Below are 21,913 nucleotides of genomic sequence, written 5' to 3' on the forward strand. Positions count from 1 at the left end.
ACCGAAAAGAAAAGAGGTTTGAGTGTATTGTCACTTTCTTTTAGTTAGTTTGTATTATAGCTGAATTAATGTAACACCAGTATTTCAAAATAGAGGTATTTTGTAACAGTGTAATATAAAAAGTGCTTTTATCCTGTTAAATTGACTATAAAAAAGATTTACACTCTTAATTGATTCCGGTCATTATAGTATTCTCTGTAGCCTAAGTAACTGGCGATGAAACTTGCAATACTCGTCACTGCTATCAGCATGAACATTACTACGATCTGATACCTTATTGCCGCTGTGGGATTGACCCCAGCAAAAATAAGTCCGGACATCATTCCTGGCAGGCTGACTAAACCCACAGTTTTAGTTCTATCGATCGACGGACTCATGCCTGTTTTAACACTCGCTCTGATAATACTCATTGATGCCTGCTTCTCATTAGCACCTAAAGCAAGTTTCTCCAGCACTTGCTGGCGCTGGTCTGTAAATTTATTATTAAGAGCCTGGAAAGTAAGGCCAATGGCAACCATAGCATTACTTGCGATCATCCCAGTAATCGGTACGATTTGTGAAGGGATCCATTCGATGACTCCTGAAACAATCATCACCCCCAGCGTAAGTGCCGTTCCTGTTCCAATAGCTGTAAGAGAAATGATTAAAGAATGATCGAGTCCTTTACTTCGTTTATGCGCATTATACCCAGCATTAAAAACGATAAACAGAACCATGGCAAGGGTCAGGAAAAAGTTATCGATCTGTATAACATATTTCAATATGTAACCAATCGCAAATAACTGAATGACTGCTCTTACCCCTGCGATAAAGATATCATTACCTAAATGCAATTTTTCTTTATAGTCTACAAGTACCGCTATCACTAGCAGTCCTGTTGACATTAGTAATGAAAGAAAACTGATTTCTAAATTCGAATCCATTACTTCTGTTCCACCTTTCCTTCTGAAATACGTATAACCCGTGTAGCTCGGCTGATTTCTCTTTCATCGTGCGTGACCGACAGGATTGTCATTTTATCTTTTTCGTTCAAGTTTTTTATTATATCGAAGAGTATATTCTTATTCTTCATATCTAAAGAACTCGTCATTTCATCAAGTAAAAGAACATCCGGTTTGAACATTAAATTTCTGATCAGTGCCACTCTCTGCTTTTCTCCACCTGACAACTCTTTTACTGGTTTTATAAGATAAGATCTATCGAGTTTTACCTGCTCTAACCATTTTATACTTTTCATTTCATCAAATTTTTCATCACGAATCTCGTACGGAAAAGCCAGATTATCTTTAACATTCGTTCCAAAAAGAGTCGGGTTTTGAAATAAGTAAGAAACCTTTTTACGATATGTGGTTGGATCGATTTCTGCTATATTCCTTTCTCTGTAGTTTATTGTACCTGTCGTTGGCGTCAACATACTTGCAATCAATTTGAGCAGCGTACTCTTCCCCCCGCCAGATGGCCCCGTAATCGTTATATGTTCACTAGCCTGGACAGAGAAATCAATCCCACTTAATATTTTTTCTTTTCCTGTAGTAAAACTTACACTATTTATTTCCAGTATTTTCTCAGTCATCGATTGTTCCTTTCTATTCCCTTTTATTTCTATAATTTTTACGCTGCAAAAGATACACTCACATTTCAATAATCCCATTCTTTTTGGGCTTCAGTGATTCTTTGTGCTTGAACCTCTTCTGACAAGTAGGTAAAACCTTCTCCAGTTACTTCTTGCACCTGCGAAATCGTCATGAAGGCATTAGGATCAATCATTTCTACGATCCGTTTAACACGAAGAACTTCCCTGCGACTGATGATGATGTACAGTATTTCTTTCTTTTCTTTAGTAAAGTAACCTTTTCCATCTAAAATCGTGATACCCCGTCCTAATTGCTGCTCAATTGCTTCAGCGACTTCTGCATATTTTTCTGAAATGATAAAGAAGGATTTCTTTGGATTCAAACCTTCCAGGACAAAATCGATCATTTTACTTTGAATATATAAATTGATCAACGTTAAAAAGACATTTTCTGCACCAATAATAAATCCACTAGGTACAACGATCAGTATATCGATCAAAAGCAGGGCGGTCGGAATGGCGAGCCCCGCATATTTCTGAAGTAGTTTAGCTATAATGTCACTGCCGGCGGTAGTTCCATGTCCCAGCATGATCAAGCCAATACCCGCGCCCATAAACAAACCTGAGCCAATTGGAGCGAGCAGCATAGTTTCAGGGATGAACGCCCATTCTTTTACCACCAGTAAGAGGACAGATATGATACCATTCGCTATTAAAGTATAATAGAGCGTCCGTTTATCCAGAAACTTGTACCCAATTGCAAGGATGACAATATTGACGATAAAAATCGTATAAGAAGGAGGAATACTGAAAATATAGAACAGAATTAGAGAAAATCCTGTTAAACCGCCTTCTGTCAGTTCGTTCGGAACAGTAAACGCATTTACACTGATTGCGTAAAGTAGAGAGCCAACAAAAATGAGTGTCAGATTTTTCAATCGATTTTTAGTTATCCACTTGTTTTTCATCAAATCCTCCTGACTTATAAACACATGTGCCGTCTACATACGTTGCAGCGACAGTGATGGTTTTTATTTCTGCTGCTTCACACTGAAAGATATCTTTATCCAAAATAATAAAGTCAGCCAGGTATCCCTCTTTGAGACGGCCTTTTCGTGTTTCTTCAAAGGATGCATAGGCTCCTTCGTAAGTGTAGGCATCAACAGCATCAAAGATATCCATAGCTTCCTCCGGTAAGTAAGGATAGTCGTCAGAAGAGTCCAGACGCTTTCTGGTAACTGCACATTGAATGTTGTAAAAAGGATTAAATGAAACAATCGGCGCATCACTGCTGAAAGACTGGTGAATACCTTTGTCCTTCATCGTTTTAAATAAATATGATGTGGATGCTCGTTCTTTTCCTATACGCTCATGAATAATAGGGATGTCGTCATTTAAAAAGATAGGCTGGACATACACCAGATACCCTTTCTCTTTTACCCGTTCGATAAGTTCATAATCTGTGATCTGCATGTGATTGATGCCGAGTCTTAATGGATTGAGCTGATTCTTTTCGACTTTGTCATAAGCATTTAAAACCGTTTCGATCCCGCGGTCTCCTATAGCATGGGTAATCACTTGATAATCATTCTCTACAGCCTTTTTCACTTCTTTATAGAGGGTTTCTTCTGACTTGGTCAATAGTCCTCTGCTCTCGTTATTATCAGTATAGGGCTTCCTTAACGCCGCTGTTCTTGATCCAAGCGTTCCGTCGATAAAGAATTTGACAGGGCCGATTTTATTCCAGGCTGTCCCTTCATGAAACGCGTAACGGCTTTTGAAAAAATCCGATAAATATATTTCGTTATTAAACCAAATTTGCTGATAAAACCTTAGAGTCAGCTTTCCTTCATTCTCAAGCTCTTCATACAAAGTCAATGTTTCCGCTATATTGTCGTCTTTCGCATCATTGGTATGCACTGATGTCAGTCCCACTTTATTGGCTGAATGCATCGTTTTTACTAACTGTTTTTTACGTTCTCTCCTAGATTTTTTGGGTAATTTAGACTTTACTAAATCCACAGCACCCTCAGTTAATATTCCTGAAGGTTTATTCGAAGCATCTTTTTGGATTTCCCCGTTCAGGGGCGGTTTGGTTGCTTCATCGATACCAAAATAAACCAGCGCAGCCGTGTTCAAACTCATCACATGCCTGTCAACACGTGTCAAGACGACGGGGACAGTCTCTGATATCTTATCCAAGTCCAGACGGTCTGGCATTCTCTTTTCATCCGTGAACGACGTATGATTCCAGCCTTCCGTGTATAATATATCCTTGTCTGTTAATCGATTATCTCTTATGTAATCTTGACACCTTTTGATGAGCGCTTCTATTGATGTAACATCGGCTATCGGCAATAAATTCAAGTATTCTGAAGTCATCAAGAAATGAAGGTGTGAGTCAATAAAGCCTGGTAATACTGTCTTACCTTTTAAATCAATCACTGAATATTTTTCTGTTTCGCTGATCAGCTGCAGACAGGTTTTATTTGATCCAGTTTTCAAGATCCGATTATCTTCTATGACAAAAGCTTCCGTAAATGTATTTCGTTCAACGTAAATTTTTCCATTTATAAATGCTTTCATGAACTCACCCTTTCAAAAAATAGTGTCTTATATAGTATAGCGTTAAATAGAACGCAATGCATCGTTTCTCACAAAAAAAGCCAGAACTGTTAAGTCCCGACTTGTTTGGATGTTCTTTTTTTATAGCCAGCTTCCCGTAAACTGATGGATGCCATGTGTATTTTCTGTCGCATCCACTTCTCTTGTCCAGTAATCTTTAGGAGAGAAGTATTCACGTGGAAAGATGACACAGTTTTCCACTTCCTGAAATGTATTATTCGGCTTCAGTCCTCTTTCTATCATGATTTCAGTGATCCTTATCACGTTCGTTTTGTCATCCCGTGATCCATCCGGCAAGATAAATTCTCTATCTTCGTAGTCATTGTAAAGTTCTTCTATGAATGGATGGTGTGGTTCTGCACCAATGATTCCAGTAGATATTTCTGTCTCGATTTCAAAACTGAAAAAGGCAGGATATTTCCTGAAGTCATCAATCGGTTTGATGAGTTCCATGTCTGTGTCACAGTATACACCACCGTATTTATTCAAAGCGTATAAACGAGCCACATCCGAAACAAATGCCCAGTCTTCTCTTTCGTAAGCTTGTTTCACGTAAGTTCCATGTTCGTTTGGATCAAAATTCGATTCGTCCCATCGTTTGATTTCCCAGTCTGGACAATATTTTTTCCAGCTTTCCAGACATTTCTGTTCCAGCTCGCCGAACTCATTTCCGCCAAACCAGGCATAATGAATAATTTTAGGTATCATAACTCTCTCTCCTCATCTAAAGTGTTAATTTAATTCTAACAAATTGATACAGTCAAAATCGATTATAATGACTCAACTGATTTCAAGAAGTGATTATACGACAGACTTTTTATAAAGAGGTATCAATTATTAGGAAAAACCAGTCACTTTATATATAATGAGAATATCTTTTCACAGGATATACGTACGCATAAACCCGTTGTACGGGAGAAAGGCATGAAGCGGATGAAAATCATAAGAAAAACACTCACACTACTATTTGTCTTGATCATAGGCTTTTGGTTAGGTTCGAGTGATATACTCGGTAACACGCGAGTGGGCAGCTGGTTGAATTCGGCTGCTGACTTTTTCCCTAATCAGATGGAAATACAGAAGTTGTCAGACTCTTTCGATACACTCCCGATCATTAAGGATTTATCGCCTGCCGAAAATCAAAAGGATCAAAATGAACAAGTTCAAACGATAGTGGAAAATAATAACCATGCCGAGGTCGACTATAAAGTCGTCGAGCAAAGGGTATTGATCCAGTTAAATAAACTTAGGGAAAAACAAGATCTTAAACCGTTGACTACTAATGAGGCACTCAAAACGGCAGCAGTCATCCGGGCAAGAGAAACAGAAGAATCTTTTTCTCATACTCGTCCTGATGGCAGGGGCCCTTTCACTGTTTTTGAGAACGAAGCGGTCGACTATCCATATAAACGCGTTGGAGAAAATTTGGGTATGGCAACGTATTATAAAAATGAAAAAGAAATGGCAGACCTCCTGTTTAATGGCTGGGTCGAGAGTGAAGGACATTATGAAAACATGGTTAACCCCCAGTACAAGGAGATCGGTATTGGTGTACACTATGATGGTGAATTCCTTTACGTTACTCAGATTTTTGGAACACCTCTCTATTAACCTTATATTAAAAAGCAGGAAGGCATAAAGGGTTGGCTTCCTGCTTTTTTTATTAACTTGTGAACACTTATTTTTCATATAACGTCGGACGACGATCAGCGTAAATGGGTATATTGTGACGAATTTGCTTTAATGTGTTTAAATCAATTTCTCCCCATATAAGCATTTCTTCTTCTCTACCGGAAGAAAGGATTCTTCCAGACGGATCAATTATACTCGAATGGCCACAAAAATTCATGTCTTTTGTCGTCCCGGTACTATTGGCTCCTACGACAAACATCTGATTTTCTATTGCCCTCGCTGACAGTAGCGTCTCCCAGGCAAATAATCGGGGATGTGTCCAGGCAGCAGGGATAAATAAAATCTTTATTCCCGCCAATGCCATTGTCCTGATCCACTCAGGAAATTCCAGATCGTAACCGATCGCTACGCCGGCCTTTACTCCGTCGAGCTCAAAGATTCCCAAGTCTTGACCCGATGTGAAAATTGTTTGCTCTTTAGCTGGTGTGTACAGGTGGACTTTACTGTAAGTATGCATAAGTTCACCTTTACGGTCAAAAGAATAACTTGTATTGTATAATTTGTTTTCGGACTGATTAACTACTGATCCTCCTACAATGTTGATACCATGTTCTTTAGCGAGTCCCCCCAAGAATTTCTTTGTTTCTCCACCTTCAACATCCGCATACTTTTCAGTATCAGAAGGATAAAAAGATGTAGACCACATTTCAGGCAGCACAATGACATCTGGCTTATTCTTCATCACTGCTGTTCTCACATAACTAATGATTTTATTTTTGTTTTTCATGCGCTGATCAACGGCCAAATCAATCTGGGCAATAGCTATCTTCATTCTCCCTTCTCCTCTCTTTTTGTTTAACATCAGTTTATCAATAATTCTCATAGATAACCAAGCTGAGCTTTCTGATTTAATATATTCGTTAACTTAAAATTTCCTTGAGTACAACCGATAAAAAAAGAACCTCCATTTTGGAAGTCCTTAGTTTTGTATTTTCACATTTCACGCATGAGTAATTTTTCCGTGATTTCTTTGATTATTTGCTTTTCTTTAGTGTCCGGCAATTTACTGATACGTTTCAATGCTTTACGGGTATATTTTTCTGCCATTGATTTTGCTTCACTCATTCCGCCTGATTCATGAACGAACCGTTGTATTTTTTGGGCATCTTTTTGAGTGATCTGACTGCCCATTTCCAGTAGCGCCTTGATTTCTCTGTTCTCTTTTCTCAAAGAAAAAATAAGAGGAGCAGTATAAATACCTTGCCTTACATCCTCAAGGACTGGCTTACCAAAATTTTCAGATGACTGAGTATAATCCAGCACATCATCAATAATCTGAAAAGCCATTCCAATATGACTTCCAATGTAATAGCAGTTTCTGGCAAAAGCTTTAGAATTTCCGCCCTCGATTGCTCCAGAATAACAGGCTAAAGCAAATAATTGTGCAGTTTTCCCCGAAATTTGTGTTAAATAATCCCGAATGCTCATATCTTTTTTATATCGCAAATGCATCTGATTTAATTCACCCATTAAAATACGTTCCATACCTTTAGTATTGATAGATATGTCTTCGACCGTATTCGCCTGTTTGGATAATATACGAAAGACCACAGTAAAGAGGTAGTCACCTGCATAAACAGCTACGTCTTTTCCATATTTCGATTGAATCGACTGTTTTTTTCTTCTGGAAGAAGCATCATCTATAATATCATCATGAATAAGTGTAGCTGTATGAAGCAGTTCTATGGCAGCTGCTACAGAACGCGCTCTTTCAGGAGAATGGTCCTTACCAAAGGTTGAAAACAGTAAGGTATATGCCGGTCGCAGAAGTTTCCCGCCAGAATGAAGCATATCTAAAATAGCTGCTTCAATTTCTTTATTACGAATAAATACTTCTTTATCGATCAACGCAATTGTTTCTCTCAATTCATTTTTCACTTCAGGATACAGTTCCCACATCGGATGTATCTGCATATTGATTCCTCTTTCTATTTTGCTCACGTTTCATAACAAGGTAAATCATCGGTGATTCACCTTTAATATACCGATTTTACTGTGATTATTCAATATCGAAAATAATGTGTGTATACTTCTAATTTGTATTATTTTTCACTTAAAAAAAAGAGTGAAGGAGAGCATTAATCTTCCTTCACTCTTTTACTTTAATAAAAATATTTCAGTTTATTGCCGCTTGTGTACAGGTTTTGTCCTTCCATACCACCAGTTCCCCGCTACTTTCTGTATCCAGGGAATGACATAATAGTCTAAACCGAAGGCACGACCGGAACCGTTCATCAAAGCAATAGCTGCGAAAATAAACCAGATATTCACCCAGTAGAACATTGCTGATAGGGTAAAGCTAATTACTAATCCAATCGTTGCAGCACTGACTAGCCAGGTAAACAGTCCTGCTATCAGCGCCAGACCAATACCGATTTCAACAACAGTCATCACTTTCTGGAAAATAAGTGCGATTTCAGGAGTAGGGATCATGAACTCCATGATCGATTCAAACCATCCTGGCATTTCATTTAAGATGGCCATTGGTTCTTCACCATAAACAAAGCTCAGACCGAATATTGGATCAGCAGCAGACGCATCAGCAGCTGGAGATGCACCGGATGTCGCATCCTGGAGCCAGGAGAATGGTAAAGCCACGTAATCCCCGAACCAGCTTTCTGATCCCAGTATACCAAAAGCTTTCTTTAACCCCTCAACAAGCCACATACTACCAAAGAAGAGTCTTAACGGAACAGACCAGAGAACGTTACCGTATCTTGATAAGTGTCCGCGGAATATATTGCGTTTATCTTTGATATGGAAAAATTCGTGGAAAATGTATTGAACGGCGTAATAACCAGAACGAATCTCAAAGAAGTAAAGCAGATTGACTAAGTGCTTGATCAGCATGGCAAAGAAACCGGAAAGGCTGATTTTGCCTAATAATTCGGCAACGCCATAAGTTGAGCCAATCGATACCATAAACCCTTGATAATTACTTTCGTGTTTATGTTTTTCTGACCCTTCGATTGAAGCTATGATATTATTTGCTGCTGTATGTCCAGTTTGCTGTGCAGCTTGAACGATTTGCGGCGTTGGAGCGCCACCTTCTTCAATGTAATAAACAAGGTCTCCAATAACGTAAACGTCGTCATATCCTTTAGCTTCCATATATTCATTGACCACTAAACGATCTGCACGTGCTTTTTCCAGTCCAAAGTCTTCAGTATCTGAATTAGCTTTGACACCGGCAGTCCAGATCAAGGTATGTGTCGGGATGATTTCTCCAGATTTCAGTTCAATATGATCTTCTGCTACTTTAACTATAGGCGAACTCTTTAATATCTTGATGCCTCGTTTTTCCATATAACGTTCTGCTTTATCTGCATTTTTACGGGAAAGCATATTCAAAATGGTTGGGATAGCTTCAACAACGATCAGAGAGATTTCATCTGGATCGACCCTATGATCTTTGGCCAGTCGTTCTTTCCAGTCTGCCAGTTCACCGATCATTTCAATACCTGTAAAACCAGATCCGCACACAGCAAAAGTCAGCATAGCTTTGCGTTTTGCATCATCACGCACGTAAGCAGCTTCTGCTACAGTTTCTTCAATATGCTCACGAATCTTAATAGCGTCTTCCATTGACCAGAGAGTAAAGCCGTGTTCTTTAACACCTGGAGTCCCATAATCGTTCGGTTCTCCACCCATTCCAAGAATAAGGTAATCGAAAGTATATGAACCTGCATCAGTCTGAACGACTTTTTTATCGTGATCGACATTTGTAACATCGGCCGTTACTAATTTCACGTTCTTTTTACGACTGAACAAGCGCTGTAAATCGAATTGTATCGCATCAGGTTCTACTCGTCCCCCTGCAACCTCATGAAGTTCCGTCATATACGTCTGGTAGGGATGACGATCAATCAATGTTATCGTAACATCTTTATTTTTCTTGAATTTTTTTGCTAGTCTCTTAGTAGCTGATACACCGGCAAATCCAGCACCTACGACGACTATATTTTTCTGGGACATGTTCGCACTCCTTAATATTGTTTAATCCGTAGTTTAAACTCACTTTTTTTCACTAAATCTTAAAACAATCAATCATAATATCAAACTCACAAATGATTTGATCAAAAAAACAACAGTGATAAATGTTTAAACCTTCACATACAACAGGGTTTATTATACATTAGACGAAAATAATTGTCTAGCTAATTCGAAGTAAAAGTAATTTTAAAAAAAGATTTATTAACATTTTGTGACAAGTGCGATTTAATAACTAGGTGTTCTAAATTTGATCCTTTATCACTAAGATATTCACATTGAATTCTTTTCACATTTAGATATGTAGATAGCGCTGATTTTATGATATAATCCTCATCAGTAAGTTTTTCATTCGTTTATTTTCAGTTACTTTATTGAACTTTATAAAAAAAGGACGTGCACAATGAATATTTCAGTTTTTTTAAAATTAGTGGAAATCCAAACCAAGATAGCCAGTCTATTTCCTTTTCTACTCGGCGTTTTGTTTTCAGCTTATTATTTTTCTGAGTTTCATCTGGGGAATACACTCCTCTTTTTTGTTGCGATGTTATTGTTCGATATGACAACTACCGCAATCAATAACTTGATGGACTTCAAAAAAGCAAAGGATGATAATTACCGGAGAAATACCAATATCATCGGACAGTCTGGTATTTCAGAAAAATCCGTCGTCTATCTCATTCTTTTTATGCTGACTTTGTCAACTGTTTTAGGGATCCTACTCGTCTTTCAAACAAGTATTTTACTGCTGGCTATCGGAGCCGTCAGTTTTGGCATCGGCATTTTTTATACGTATGGGCCGATTCCCATATCACGAACCCCTCTTGGAGAGATCCTTTCGGGTTTAACAATGGGCTTTGGTATTTTCTTTATTTCAGTCCTGATCAATGATGTAGATCATAACTTGATCGATATCACTTTCAGTGGTGCACAATTTTTATTGAGCGGTAATGTGCTGGATATCTTTGCTGTCTTCTTTGTATCCCTTCCGACCGTATTTCTTATAGCGAATATCATGCTTGCCAATAATACGTGTGATCTCAAAGAAGATATCGCCAATCACCGATTCACCCTCCCTTTTTATATTGGAAAAGAAAAGGCAGTCCAACTGTTCAACCTCTTGATGTATCTTTGTTACATCGTGATTGTTCTATCTGTAATATTAGGCTATCTTCACCCTGTGATGTTAGGTGTACTCCTGACATTTCCGCTCGTTAAAAAGAATTTGGATACTTATAATGAAAAGCAGGTAAAGCAGGAAACCTTCGTTGTGGCCATTAAAAACATCGTTCTATTCAGTAGTGCAGAAGTCCTTCTCTTAATTTTCAGCTTATTATTAAAATGACTCCTCTTGCACAATCACATGAAATAAAAAACAAGCCCTACCAGATCACCGATTAAAGTGATCTGGTAGGGTTTTTACTTGTTATTTTTAAACTTTTAAAACTGTTACATCATTCCACCCATGCCCGCTGGATTCATTCCACCGGCAGGATCGTTGTTTTCTTCAATAATATCTGCAACAGCTGCTTCTGTCGTTAGCAGTAATGCGGAAACTGAAGCGGCATTCTGCAAAGCAGAACGAGTCACTTTCGTTGGATCGATGATCCCTGCTTCAACCATGTTTACCATCTTGCCTGTTGCGGCATTGAAACCAATACCTGATTCAACGTGTTTAAGACGTTCAACAATAACGCTGCCGTCTAAACCGGCGTTCTGTGCAATTTGACGTACAGGTTCTTCAAGGGCACGTAAAACGATTTTTACACCGGTCGCCTCATCATCTGATACGTCAATCGCTTCAATGTCTTTTAGAATATTGATATAAGCTGTTCCACCACCTGCAATCACACCTTCTTCAACTGCAGCTCGTGACGCATTCAGAGCGTCTTCAATACGTAATTTGCGTTCTTTGATTTCTGTTTCAGTGGCAGCACCTACTTTAATTACAGCCACTCCACCTGCTAATTTGGCGATACGTTCCTGAAGTTTTTCGCGATCGAATTCGGAGGTTGTTTCTTCAGCTTGAGAACGCAGCATATTTACACGCTGTTCAATGGAAGCTTTATCTCCCGCGCCTTCAACGATCGTCGTATTATCTTTAGTAACGACTACCTTGCCGGCTGTCCCTAACTGATCGATCGTCATATCTTTCAGATCCAGTCCTAAATCGCTCGTAATGACTGTACCATTCGTCAAGGTAGCAATATCTTCCAGCATTCCTTTGCGACGGTCACCAAAACCAGGAGCTTTGACAGCAACTACATTGAGCGTTCCCCGGATTTTATTCAATACAAGGGTAGGCAATGCTTCACCTTCGATATCATCAGCAATAATCAGGAGAGGGCGATTCTGCTGCATGATATTCTCGAGGACAGGCAGAATTTCCTGAACAGATGATATTTTTTTATCTGTTATCAAAACATATGGATTATCCAAGCTGGCTTCCATTTTTTCATCGTCAGTTACCATGTATTGAGATAAATAGCCACGGTCAAACTGCATACCTTCAACAACATCTAATTCAGTTTCGATACCTTGAGATTCTTCGATTGTAATTACACCGTCACTGCCTACTTTTTCCATGGCATCTGCCAGTAAATGACCGATTTCTCCATCACCTGAAGAAATCGCTGCGATTTGCGCAATGGATTCTTTATCAGCGACTTGAGTTGAAATGGCCTGGAGTGACTCCACAGCTTTTTTCGTAGCTAATTCGATCCCTCTACGGATACCCACAGGATTGGCACCAGCTGTAACGTTTTTCATTCCTTCGTTAACGATGGCTTGTGCTAAGACAGTTGCTGTTGTTGTACCATCTCCGGCAATATCATTCGTCTTGCTGGCAACTTCTACAACCAGCTGAGCACCCATATTTTCAAATTTATCTTCCAATTCGATTTCTTTTGCAATCGTAACACCATCATTCGTGATTTGAGGTGCCCCAAAAGATTTATCCAAGATCACATTTCGGCCTTTTGGACCCAAGGTAACTTTCACAGTATCTGCTAATTTATCTACTCCGCGAAGCATTGCGGCACGAGCGTCTTCAGAAAATTTAATATCTTTAGTCATGTTTTAATTCTCTCCTTCATAAATTATATTGAAAATTAAATACTTGATCCTGATTTTTTAGTCGATGATTGCGATGATGTCAGTATCTTTGACTACTAAATATTCCGTCCCCTGATACTTGATTTCAGAACCAGCGTATTTTTCAAACATCACTTTGTCATTGACTGACACTAATGGTTTGGCGTAGTCACCATTTTCAAGCAGCTTGCCTTCACCAACAGCTACGACTACTGCTGTCTGTGGTTTCTCTTTCGCAGAATCCGGCAGGACTAGCCCACTCGCAGTTTTTTCCTCTTCTTTTTTCACTTCAAGAAGTACACGGTTTCCTAAAGGTTTCAACATAGTGTAATCCCTCCATAAGTATTTGTTTTTATTTTTTCACGATTTAATAGTGAAAACTCGGTTTTAGCACTCTAACAGTTAGAGTGCTAACTCCACTTCTAAGTATATTCAAAACAATGGAATCTTGCAAGTATTAACTCAAAAAAATCAGGATTTGAGTTATATGGAAAACAAAGTCTTTTTGTGTTAAATTACTTATATTGTATAACTCTCACAAAAGGATGACTTTAATGAATAACTCGATTCAAAATAAAAAAGCAGCCACCCGCATCATTCTGCTTTTCATACTGGTTCAACTTTTATCTGGCATCGTCCCTGCTTTTCTACCTCAGTCACTCGGACTAAAAGCTGTACTGGTGCCTACCCTCATATTTTTTGCATTAGGCGCGATCGGTGCTGTTCTGATTGAAAAAAGATTCAATATGTCCTTTGCTTTTGAAGAATCATTCAGCTCTCAGAAAAAAGATGTACTGATCTGGGGGATCTTAGGCGTGTTTGTTGCTCTCTTTGCACAAACTATTGCCAACTTTATCGAAGTCCAGTGTTTAGGCTCCGGTACAGAGTCAGTCAATACGCAAATTCTTGTCGATTTCGTCAAAAAATACCCAGTTTTTATACTGGCCATCGGAATAGCTGGTCCTATCTTAGAAGAATTTGTTTTCAGAAAGGCAATATTCGGCATGCTTATTGGAAAGACAGGAGGAATCGGTGCTGCTGTTATCAGCTCTCTGATTTTTGCTTTCATACACTTTGACGGTTTTCTTTTAGTTTACTCGTCTATGGGCTTTGTCTTTTCATGGCTTTATTTCAAGACTAAAAGTATCTGGACACCAATTATCGCTCATTGTCTCATGAACATCATGGCTGTTCTAGGAAACGTCTATCTCTCTTGAGAGATCAAGACTCTCTATTCAGAAAGGATTATTATGACCGAAAAACAATTAAAACTGCAAATAGTGTTTAAATATGTATTATTTGCCCTGTTCCTCTTTTTTACTATCGATTCCGTTTCTTCAAGTGGATGGGGGTTCTTCTCTGTCTTGTTTGCACTTTTCGCAACAAAGGATTTTGTGAACGGGACTCGCTTGGCACAAGCTTATTTTCGCATCAAAAAAAAGAAGTAAAAACAAAAACGATCGCACTCTATCACTGAGTGCGATCATTTTTGTTTTCAAAGCATAAAGTCGTCTAGATCCTCATCGTCATCACTGTTTTCCATATCCTGATAATAATTAATGAAGTATATCAAAGTCTGCAATTCATTCGTCAAATCAACGTTATGGACTCTGATATGTTCTGGTACTGTTACGCGGATCGGTGTAAAGTTCATGATTCCCTTGATTCCACCTTCGACCAGTTTATTAGCCATATCCTGCGCAATATCGGATGGGACAGTCAAAATAGCTACATCGATTTGCTGTAAATCGAGCTGTTCTACCATTTCATTTATAGAATAAATAGGAACCCCCTGCTGGATAGTTCCGATCAATTCTTCTTTGACATCAAACCCCGCACTGATTCTTATATTATTATTGCGGCGGAAATTATAATTAAGCAAAGCCTGACCCAGATTACCCACCCCAATAAGTGCAACATTCGTTAATCTATCCTGATTCAAAGTTTTACTGAAGAAATTCATCAGAGCTTCTACATCATAGCCATAACCTCGTTTACCAAGCGCCCCGAAATACGAAAAATCGCGTCTGATCGTGGCACTGTCGACTTTTACGGCTTCGCTTAATTTAGCAGAAGAGATACGCTCTTTACCTGCTTCATATAAAAATCTTAAGTAACGATAATAAAGCGGCAACCTTCTAGCCGTCGCTTTAGGTATTTTTTTTTCAACCATTTCCATTCTCCTCATCTTAATCAAAAACCAAATTCAGCATAAGTAATACAAATCATCGTATATAATTTCTGTATATTCACAAACTTTATAATGATTGTCCTTCACTATTATAGCATTAATTTTATTAAAAAAAAGGTAAACAACCTTAATTTCAAGATATTTTCTTTATGTCAATGAATATGAATGATTTATATGAATTGAAATCTCTGATCTTTGTGAATCCATTCTTATAAATTTCTATTCATTAATATATTTTATATAATAAAGCTCCTTTCTAAGATTGTTATCTATTGTATATATGCTAAACTGTTAGTTGATGACTGAAAGATGATTTTATGAAAAAGAGGTACTCAGATGATTCTATTACAAACAGAAAAAATATCGCGTTATTTTGGCGCTGAAAAACTATTCGACAATGTTTCCGTCGAAATCAAAGATGATGCGCGAATCGGGTTGGTTGGCAGGAATGGTGCAGGAAAAACAACGCTACTGGAAATTTTATCCGGCAGAGAAGAACCGGATTCCGGTAATATCTTCAAGAAAAAAGAGCTGACGATCGGCTATTTAGATCAGCATACCGGTCTGGATTCTTCTTTGACCATCTGGAATGAAATGATGAAAATCGCTGAACCCCTCTTGGATATGGAAAAAGAGATGCGAGAAATCGAGGTTCAATTAAGTGATCCTTCATTGGAAAAATCCGGAACAGATTATGAAGAATTACTTAAGCGTTACGACTCTCTTCAGCTTGCTTTTCATGAAAAAAATGGATATGGGATCGAAAGTGAAATTCGTTCGGTGCTTTACGGCTTCCGGTTTTATGAAGAAGACTACGATACGCCTGTTAAAAATTTGTCGGGTGGTCAAAAAACACGGCTTGCCCTTGCCCAGTTGCTTTTAGAAAAAAGGGACCTACTGATACTGGATGAGCCGACAAACCATCTTGATATCGATACATTGTTTTGGCTGGAAACGTACCTGCAAAATTATTCAAAGGCACTCTTGATCGTTTCCCATGATCGCTACTTTTTAGATAAAGTGGTCAAGGAAATTTATGAAGTCAATAGAGGGACTGTGGACTATTATCCTGGAAACTATACCAACTATTTAAAACTAAAGGCCGAAAAAATCAAACGTGAATGGAAAGTTTTCGAGAAACAGCAGAAAAAAATTACCAAACTCGAGGACTTTGTAGATAAAAACATTGTGCGCGCCTCAACCACTAAACGTGCCCAGGCAAGGCGTAAACAATTAAAAAAAATGGACACCATTGGTAAACCACAGGACGATGAGAAAAGTGCTCACTTTCAATTCCAGAAGGATAGAACTTCCGGTCAGGTTGTTTTACAGACTGAAGACTTGACTGTTGGATATGATGACGCTGCCCTTTCAAGCGGGATAAATCTCGATGTACGGAAAGAAGAAGCGATAGCCGTTGTCGGACCCAATGGTGTAGGGAAAACGACTTTACTGAAAACCATCAATCAAATGATCCCTCCTCTAAGTGGTTCCATAAGTTATGGTGCCAAAGTGGATTTGGGTTACTACGACCAGGAACAGAATTTACTGAATAAAAGCAAAACTGTTCTGGACGAAGTTTGGGATGACCATCCAACCCTACCGGAACAAACCATCCGAACGTTATTAGGGTCGTTCTTATTCAGCGGAGATAACGTTGAAAAAACCGTTGCTTCTTTAAGTGGTGGAGAAAAAGCACGTGTAGCATTGGCAAAATTATCCTTGGAACAAAACAACTTCTTGTTATTAGATGAACCTACAAATCACTTGGATATAGACTCAAAAGAAGTGCTGGAGAATGCACTTATTGACTATGGCGGGACGCTTTTATTTGTGTCTCATGACCGCTATTTTATCAATAGGATCGCAACTAAAGTTATTGAATTAAATGAGCACGGAGCGGATGTCTATCTTGGAGATTACGATTACTATCTTCAAAAAAAGGAAGAACTTGAAGCTCTAAAACAATTGAAGTATGTTCCAAAAGATAGTGATGAAGATGAGAAAGAACCTTCTCAATCTCAGACCAAACAATCGTTTGAAGAACAAAAAGAGGCACAAAAAAATCAGAGGAGATTAGAACGGGCTATTCAGACGATCGAAGACGAGTTAGAAGATGTAGAATCAGACCTGGAAGTGACCCAAGAAAAATTAAGCGATCCGGATATCGCTAACGATTTTGAGAAGTTGGAACAACTAGCTAAGGAGAATGAAGCACTTCTTCATAAACAAGAACAGTTGCTGGAAAAGTGGGAAGAAAAGCAGATCGAACTTGATGACTTACTTTAAAGTGTTTCTTTGAAAGCATTGGGAGCGCATTACTTATTTGCACCTTTACAGCTTACTTTGATAGACACGAAGGTGTATTCCAATTTGTTGCGTGCCCTTTTCTTCTGATTTATGAGCGAAAAGGGTACGTACTTTTTGAATGTGTCCCCTTTTACTCTGATTTATGAGCGCCAAGGGCACGTATTCATACTTTGCATGACCTTTCCCACGTCTTTTTGAACACAAAGGGCATGCATTCATACTTTGCGTTACCTTTCTCTCTTCTTATTGAACACAAAGGGCACGTATTCTCCCTTTTTCACTCCCTTATAACCATAATCAACTACAAAAAAGTTGTAACGCATAGGATAGGAGCGTTACAACTTTTTCTATTTTATTCAGATGTCCTTTATTATACGGTTAATCCAGGTCTTCCGTTCAAGGAATAGTCGGCATAGTCGTTATTTCTTAATTGAACAAAAGCAGCTGCACCGATCATAGCGGCATTATCTCCACATAATCTTAGCGGTGGAATAAGGAGCTCTACCTCATCTAGTTCTTCAAAAACAGCTTTCTCAAGTGCCGTACGTAATCCCTGATTCGCAGCAACGCCGCCTGCTAATACAAGTTGCTTTACATTTTTTAGTTTAGCTGCTCGGATCGTTTTGCTGACGAGTACTTCAACGACAGCTGCCTGAAAACTGGCTGCTAAGTCATTATGATTTAATTCCTCATCCTTTTGCTTAGCATTATGGACAGTATTGATAAAGGAACTCTTAAGTCCACTGAAACTAAAGTCAAAATTATCATCTGTCATCATTGCGCGAGGAAAGTTGTATGTATCTTTTCCTTCATGCGCCATCTGGTCTATATGCTTACCCCCAGGATATGGCACTCCAAGCACGCGTCCAATTTTATCATAAGCTTCACCAACTGCATCATCTCTCGTTTCACCAATGATTTTATAAGAATCTTCTGACTCCATATAAATAAGTTCAGTATGCCCTCCACTAACGACAAGGGACAGCAGAGGAAAAGTTAAAGTATCAACTAACTGATTGGCAAAAATATGGCCCTTGATATGATTCACTGCGATAAGTGGTAAGTCATGTGCGAATGCAATAGCTTTTGCCGCATTTACCCCTATTAAAAGCGCCCCAACTAAACCCGGTCCTTCAGTAACAGCAACGGCATCTAAGTCAGAGTATGTGACATCAGCTTCTAATAGCGCTTCTTCAATAATGAGGGTGATTTGTTCAACATGGTGGCGGCTGGCGATTTCCGGTACGACACCGCCGAAACGCTGGTGACTTTTGATTTGTGAAGCCACAATATTTGATAAAATCGTCTGTCCATTTTCAATGACAGCCGCACTTGTTTCATCACAACTTGTTTCTATCGCTAATATAAGTTTCTTGTCCATCCTTTTCCTTCTTTCATATTCTATATCTCATGATCACTGCATCTTCAACTGGTTGCGAATAATAGTTTTTTCTCATAGTGAACCCTTTGAACAGATTCTCTCTGTAAAACGTTTGAGCCGCCAGATTAGACTTTCTCACTTCCAAGAAAATCACTTTTACTCCTTGTTTTTTACATATTTCTTTGAAGTGTTCAAGTAAGTAACGACCAATGCGCTGGTTTTGAGAGTCTTTAGACACAGCAACGGTATAAATATCAGCTTCATCAAACAGGATTCTGCCCCCGATGTATCCGATCACACGATTATTTACTTCTGCTACAAAGAAAACGAGATCCTCTCTTGCTAGTGTTTCTTTGTACTGTTTTTCTGTCCAGGGAGAACCATAGTTAAATACCTGATCAGCAATTTCATAAAATGCATTTTCTTTCCTCTCGTGGTAATTATAACGTCTGATTTTCACTCTTTCGTTTGACATGGAACACTCAACTTTCTTTCATCAATCGCTTGTTTTTGTCAAGCAAATAGATCATTTCCAGCGCATCCTCATTATCTTTTGCATAATAGCCCTTTTTCAAACGACCTTCTTTAAATCCAAGTGTATAGTAAAGACTCTGGGCCGTATGGTTAGACACTCTAACTTCCAAAGTGACTTTTTTCATCTTTTCTTCTTCCGCAATATAAATTATTTCTTTCAGCAAATATGTCCCTATCCCCTGTTTTTCATAATCCGGAATCGTAGCAATATTTGTAATGTGTGCCTCTGCCATAACGAACCAGGCACCCACAAACGCTATGGGTTCCTCATTTTCATTATGCAAAATAATATAGAAAGCATTTTTGTTGTACCGTATTTCATGCAATACAGCTATGCGATCCCATGGGGTATGCCCGTTATAACAAAGCTTTTCTATTTGCAGAATATGATCCACATCACGCTCGTCTGCAATTTTAGCTTTTAAAAAACGTTTATCAGAAAGGGTATAAAAATTTTGACGTAACTTTATTCCACTTGAAACAGGTATGAGTGTTTTCCTTTTTGAGTAAGTTAGCTTTTCTGTGAACCATTGTTTAAAGTTTTTCAACCCATTGACCCCCTTGTGGCAAGTCAGGATGTTCAGCTATCCAGTTTTGTTCAGCTTCAGCCAGTTTCAAATATTCTGGCTCAAACAAATGTTTATTTACTGGTTCACGGTTTTCTCCTCTCTCTGCCAGAACACTCGCGCGGATATACTGTCGACTAAGCGGGAGTTGGATCTCTTTTTCACTTAATCCTTTGAATGCTTCATTATGCTTCGATCGATCTGATCCAAGCAGTTGAACAGGGCCGTCTAACTTCTTCAAATAACTTGCCCATTTTTCAGCAGAAATATGCGTATCATTTTCTATTTGTATAAGTTTTCCATTCTGATACTGGTAAAGACCTGTATAAATATTCCCACGACGCGCATCAAATATCGGGACACAATAGGATCCATCTATCTGCGCCCCATTTGCAGCCAGTACTTCCAGACTCGAAACCCCAACAAGTTCGCTATCTAAACTAAAGGCTAAAGTTTTAGCTACGGTTACGCCAATGCGAACCCCTGTGTAAGACCCCGGTCCTTTTGCTACGACGATTCGTGATATATCCTTAGGCGCCCATTCTGCTTCTTTCATCATATCGCTTATTGCAGGCATCAATTGTATACTGTGGTTGCGTTTAATATTAACAGTCCGTTCAGTGACTATTCCATCGTCATTGGTCAAAGCAACAGACATTATTTGATTGGATGTATCTATAGCCAATAGTTTCATTCGTAGACTCCTCTTGATCATCGTTATATTTAGCTTAATTTTAGCATAACTTCTAGTCTTTTAGAAACGATTCAAAGAATGTTAAATCATATCTTTTGCAATAGTTCAGGATGCATCATACAATAATTATATATTAAACCACACTATAAAGGAGTGCATTGATTTGGACGAGAATAAAGAAAGCTTGAAGCAAAAAGCCAAAGGTGCCAAAGATAAAGCTGTTGGAGAAGCTAAAGAGGCTTATGGTGAGGCAACCGATGACTTAGGCAAACAAGCGGAAGGTAAAGCTCAAAAAGCTGAAGGTCAGGCACATAAAGCCGTCGGAGAAGTAAAAGAAGACGACAACAATAAAAAATAAGTGCATTAAATACTCCATCCTTATCGAGTTGAGGGTGGAGTCCTTATTTTAGTTATGGATCAAGGAGGCATTCATATGAGCAAAATTTTAATCACAGGAGCAACCGGAACGATTGGTACCCAGCTGACAAAGCATTTAAAAGATGCACACGATTTAATTCTGGCTGACATCGACTTCTCGTCTTTTCCATCCTATTTGAAAGATAACGTTGAAATTAAACAAGTAGATCTGACCAAGCTTGATGCATGGGAAGGGTTACTTGATAATGTCGAATATGTTATTCAGCTAGCAGCAAATCCCGATCCAGATGCTGATTTTTATGATGAACTCGTTGGGTTGAATTATGTTTTACCCCAGAACTTGTTTGAAAGTGCCTTGCATGCCTCAGAATTAAAACGAATCATCTTTGCAAGTTCCATTCATGCCAGCGATGCTTACCCGGACAATGTTCAAGTCAAGACTACTGACCAGCCACGGCCGGACGATCTGTATGGTGTCTCAAAAGTATATTTAGAAGCACTGGCAAGCTATTATGCTTTCAATAAAGGTATCGAATCCATTGGCATACGTATCGGTGACTATAAAACCGATGATCAGGAGCTGGATCCTGATACTGATTTCTACGGAAAAGCTATGTACTTCTCAGCAAGAGATATGAACCATCTGATTGACTGCTGCTTAAAAGCTGAGTTAGATGAACCTTATCTGCTGGTGAATGGTATTTCCAATAACAGCTTCCCTCGTTTAGATATCTACTCTGCACAATTAAAACTTGGGTACAAGCCGCAGGACAATGCTTTTGAGAAATAAAATAGAGCATAAATAAAATACATCTTTTTTTTTTCATTTAAATGAAAAAACTCCTGTCTATAGTTGAATTAGGCAGGAGTTTTTTTCGTTTCTTTA

22 protein-coding genes are annotated in these 21,913 nt (G+C 38.6%); 7 read left to right on the top strand and 15 right to left on the bottom strand.

Going from position 1 to position 21,913, the window contains the following annotated elements:
* Positions 1-158: 158 nt before the first annotated feature.
* The 5 genes from AKA01nite_RS00745 to AKA01nite_RS00765 form a co-directional block, all read right to left on the bottom strand.
* Positions 159-923, bottom strand: a complete 765-nt coding sequence (locus tag AKA01nite_RS00745; protein ID WP_146922801.1) for an ABC transporter permease — start codon at positions 921-923, stop codon at positions 159-161.
* The gene (locus AKA01nite_RS00750) at positions 923-1,573 is read right to left on the bottom strand and encodes an ABC transporter ATP-binding protein (RefSeq protein WP_146922803.1); all 651 of its coding nucleotides are present in this window, start codon (positions 1,571-1,573) and stop codon (positions 923-925) included. Before AKA01nite_RS00750 ends, AKA01nite_RS00745 begins: the two co-directional genes overlap by 1 nt.
* Positions 1,574-1,638: 65 nt before the next feature.
* Positions 1,639-2,541 (bottom strand): YitT family protein, encoded by a 903-nt coding sequence (locus AKA01nite_RS00755; protein WP_146922805.1) that lies wholly within the window; start codon positions 2,539-2,541, stop codon positions 1,639-1,641.
* Positions 2,519-4,159 (bottom strand): amidohydrolase, encoded by a 1,641-nt coding sequence (locus tag AKA01nite_RS00760; RefSeq protein ID WP_146922807.1) that lies wholly within the window; start codon positions 4,157-4,159, stop codon positions 2,519-2,521. The genes AKA01nite_RS00755 and AKA01nite_RS00760 overlap by 23 nt, the downstream gene beginning before the upstream one ends.
* A 120-nt stretch (positions 4,160-4,279) precedes the next feature.
* A complete protein-coding gene (locus AKA01nite_RS00765) occupies positions 4,280-4,906 on the bottom strand; it encodes a glycosyltransferase family 32 protein (RefSeq protein WP_146922809.1) in 627 nt (208 codons plus the stop codon).
* Between the two features lie 216 nt (positions 4,907-5,122).
* Here AKA01nite_RS00765 and AKA01nite_RS00770 point away from each other — a divergent pair, with 216 nt between their 5' ends.
* The gene (locus AKA01nite_RS00770; RefSeq protein WP_246116952.1) at positions 5,123-5,809 is read left to right on the top strand and encodes a CAP domain-containing protein; all 687 of its coding nucleotides are present in this window, start codon (positions 5,123-5,125) and stop codon (positions 5,807-5,809) included.
* A gap of 67 nt (positions 5,810-5,876) precedes the next feature.
* On the opposite strand, the gene AKA01nite_RS00775 is transcribed toward AKA01nite_RS00770, so the two are convergent.
* From AKA01nite_RS00775 to AKA01nite_RS00785, 3 genes are all read right to left on the bottom strand, one after another.
* Entirely contained in the window at positions 5,877-6,662 is a 786-nt protein-coding gene (locus AKA01nite_RS00775) for a carbon-nitrogen family hydrolase (protein ID WP_186805040.1), read from the bottom strand.
* 161 nt (positions 6,663-6,823) lie between these two features.
* Positions 6,824-7,804 carry a polyprenyl synthetase family protein gene (locus AKA01nite_RS00780; RefSeq protein WP_146922813.1) on the bottom strand — a complete coding sequence of 327 codons (981 nt, stop codon included), beginning with the start codon at positions 7,802-7,804 and terminating at the stop codon, positions 6,824-6,826.
* 207 nt (positions 7,805-8,011) lie between these two features.
* Entirely contained in the window at positions 8,012-9,865 is a 1,854-nt protein-coding gene (locus AKA01nite_RS00785; RefSeq protein ID WP_146922815.1) for an FAD-dependent oxidoreductase, read from the bottom strand.
* 418 nt (positions 9,866-10,283) lie between these two features.
* Here AKA01nite_RS00785 and menA point away from each other — a divergent pair, with 418 nt between their 5' ends.
* Positions 10,284-11,225 (top strand): 1,4-dihydroxy-2-naphthoate polyprenyltransferase, encoded by a 942-nt coding sequence (gene menA / locus AKA01nite_RS00790; protein ID WP_146922817.1) that lies wholly within the window; start codon positions 10,284-10,286, stop codon positions 11,223-11,225.
* A 104-nt stretch (positions 11,226-11,329) separates the two neighbouring features.
* On the opposite strand, the gene groL is transcribed toward menA, so the two are convergent.
* Positions 11,330-12,955 (bottom strand): chaperonin GroEL, encoded by a 1,626-nt coding sequence (gene groL, locus AKA01nite_RS00795; protein WP_146922819.1) that lies wholly within the window; start codon positions 12,953-12,955, stop codon positions 11,330-11,332.
* Between the two features lie 57 nt (positions 12,956-13,012).
* Entirely contained in the window at positions 13,013-13,297 is a 285-nt protein-coding gene (gene groES, locus AKA01nite_RS00800; RefSeq protein WP_146922821.1) for a co-chaperone GroES, read from the bottom strand.
* A gap of 230 nt (positions 13,298-13,527) precedes the next feature.
* Here groES and AKA01nite_RS00805 point away from each other — a divergent pair, with 230 nt between their 5' ends.
* Both AKA01nite_RS00805 and AKA01nite_RS00810 read left to right on the top strand, forming a co-directional pair.
* On the top strand, positions 13,528-14,190 hold the full coding sequence (locus AKA01nite_RS00805; protein WP_186805041.1) for a CPBP family intramembrane glutamic endopeptidase: 663 nt from the start codon (positions 13,528-13,530) through the stop codon (positions 14,188-14,190).
* Positions 14,191-14,223: 33 nt separating this feature from the next.
* Positions 14,224-14,421 (top strand): DUF4305 domain-containing protein, encoded by a 198-nt coding sequence (locus tag AKA01nite_RS00810; RefSeq protein WP_146922825.1) that lies wholly within the window; start codon positions 14,224-14,226, stop codon positions 14,419-14,421.
* A 47-nt stretch (positions 14,422-14,468) separates the two neighbouring features.
* Here AKA01nite_RS00810 and AKA01nite_RS00815 read toward each other — a convergent pair whose 3' ends face one another.
* Entirely contained in the window at positions 14,469-15,146 is a 678-nt protein-coding gene (locus AKA01nite_RS00815) for a redox-sensing transcriptional repressor Rex (protein ID WP_146922827.1), read from the bottom strand.
* Positions 15,147-15,500: 354 nt separating this feature from the next.
* Between AKA01nite_RS00815 and AKA01nite_RS00820 the strand changes: the two genes are divergently transcribed.
* On the top strand, positions 15,501-17,453 hold the full coding sequence (locus AKA01nite_RS00820; protein WP_146922829.1) for an ABC-F family ATP-binding cassette domain-containing protein: 1,953 nt from the start codon (positions 15,501-15,503) through the stop codon (positions 17,451-17,453).
* 391 nt (positions 17,454-17,844) lie between these two features.
* Here AKA01nite_RS00820 and tsaD read toward each other — a convergent pair whose 3' ends face one another.
* From tsaD to tsaB, 4 genes are read right to left on the bottom strand one after another with little or no spacing between them, the layout of a single operon-like run.
* Positions 17,845-18,855, bottom strand: a complete 1,011-nt coding sequence (gene tsaD, locus AKA01nite_RS00825) for a tRNA (adenosine(37)-N6)-threonylcarbamoyltransferase complex transferase subunit TsaD (RefSeq protein ID WP_146922831.1) — start codon at positions 18,853-18,855, stop codon at positions 17,845-17,847.
* Between the two features lie 13 nt (positions 18,856-18,868).
* Positions 18,869-19,330: a ribosomal protein S18-alanine N-acetyltransferase gene (gene rimI, locus AKA01nite_RS00830; RefSeq protein WP_146922833.1), complete on the bottom strand. Its 462-nt coding sequence runs from the start codon at positions 19,328-19,330 to the stop codon at positions 18,869-18,871.
* 7 nt (positions 19,331-19,337) lie between these two features.
* The gene (gene rimI, locus AKA01nite_RS00835; protein ID WP_186805042.1) at positions 19,338-19,937 is read right to left on the bottom strand and encodes a ribosomal protein S18-alanine N-acetyltransferase; all 600 of its coding nucleotides are present in this window, start codon (positions 19,935-19,937) and stop codon (positions 19,338-19,340) included.
* On the bottom strand, positions 19,924-20,649 hold the full coding sequence (gene tsaB, locus AKA01nite_RS00840; RefSeq protein WP_146922837.1) for a tRNA (adenosine(37)-N6)-threonylcarbamoyltransferase complex dimerization subunit type 1 TsaB: 726 nt from the start codon (positions 20,647-20,649) through the stop codon (positions 19,924-19,926). Before tsaB ends, rimI (AKA01nite_RS00835) begins: the two co-directional genes overlap by 14 nt.
* A 163-nt stretch (positions 20,650-20,812) precedes the next feature.
* Here tsaB and AKA01nite_RS00845 point away from each other — a divergent pair, with 163 nt between their 5' ends.
* Positions 20,813-21,007: a CsbD family protein gene (locus AKA01nite_RS00845; protein WP_146922840.1), complete on the top strand. Its 195-nt coding sequence runs from the start codon at positions 20,813-20,815 to the stop codon at positions 21,005-21,007.
* A gap of 75 nt (positions 21,008-21,082) precedes the next feature.
* Entirely contained in the window at positions 21,083-21,817 is a 735-nt protein-coding gene (locus AKA01nite_RS00850) for an NAD-dependent epimerase/dehydratase family protein (protein ID WP_146922842.1), read from the top strand.
* The last annotated feature ends 96 nt before the right edge of the window (positions 21,818-21,913 follow it).

The organism is Alkalibacterium kapii, assembly GCF_007988865.1.
In the GTDB taxonomy this organism is placed as follows: domain Bacteria; phylum Bacillota; class Bacilli; order Lactobacillales; family Carnobacteriaceae_A; genus Alkalibacterium; species Alkalibacterium kapii.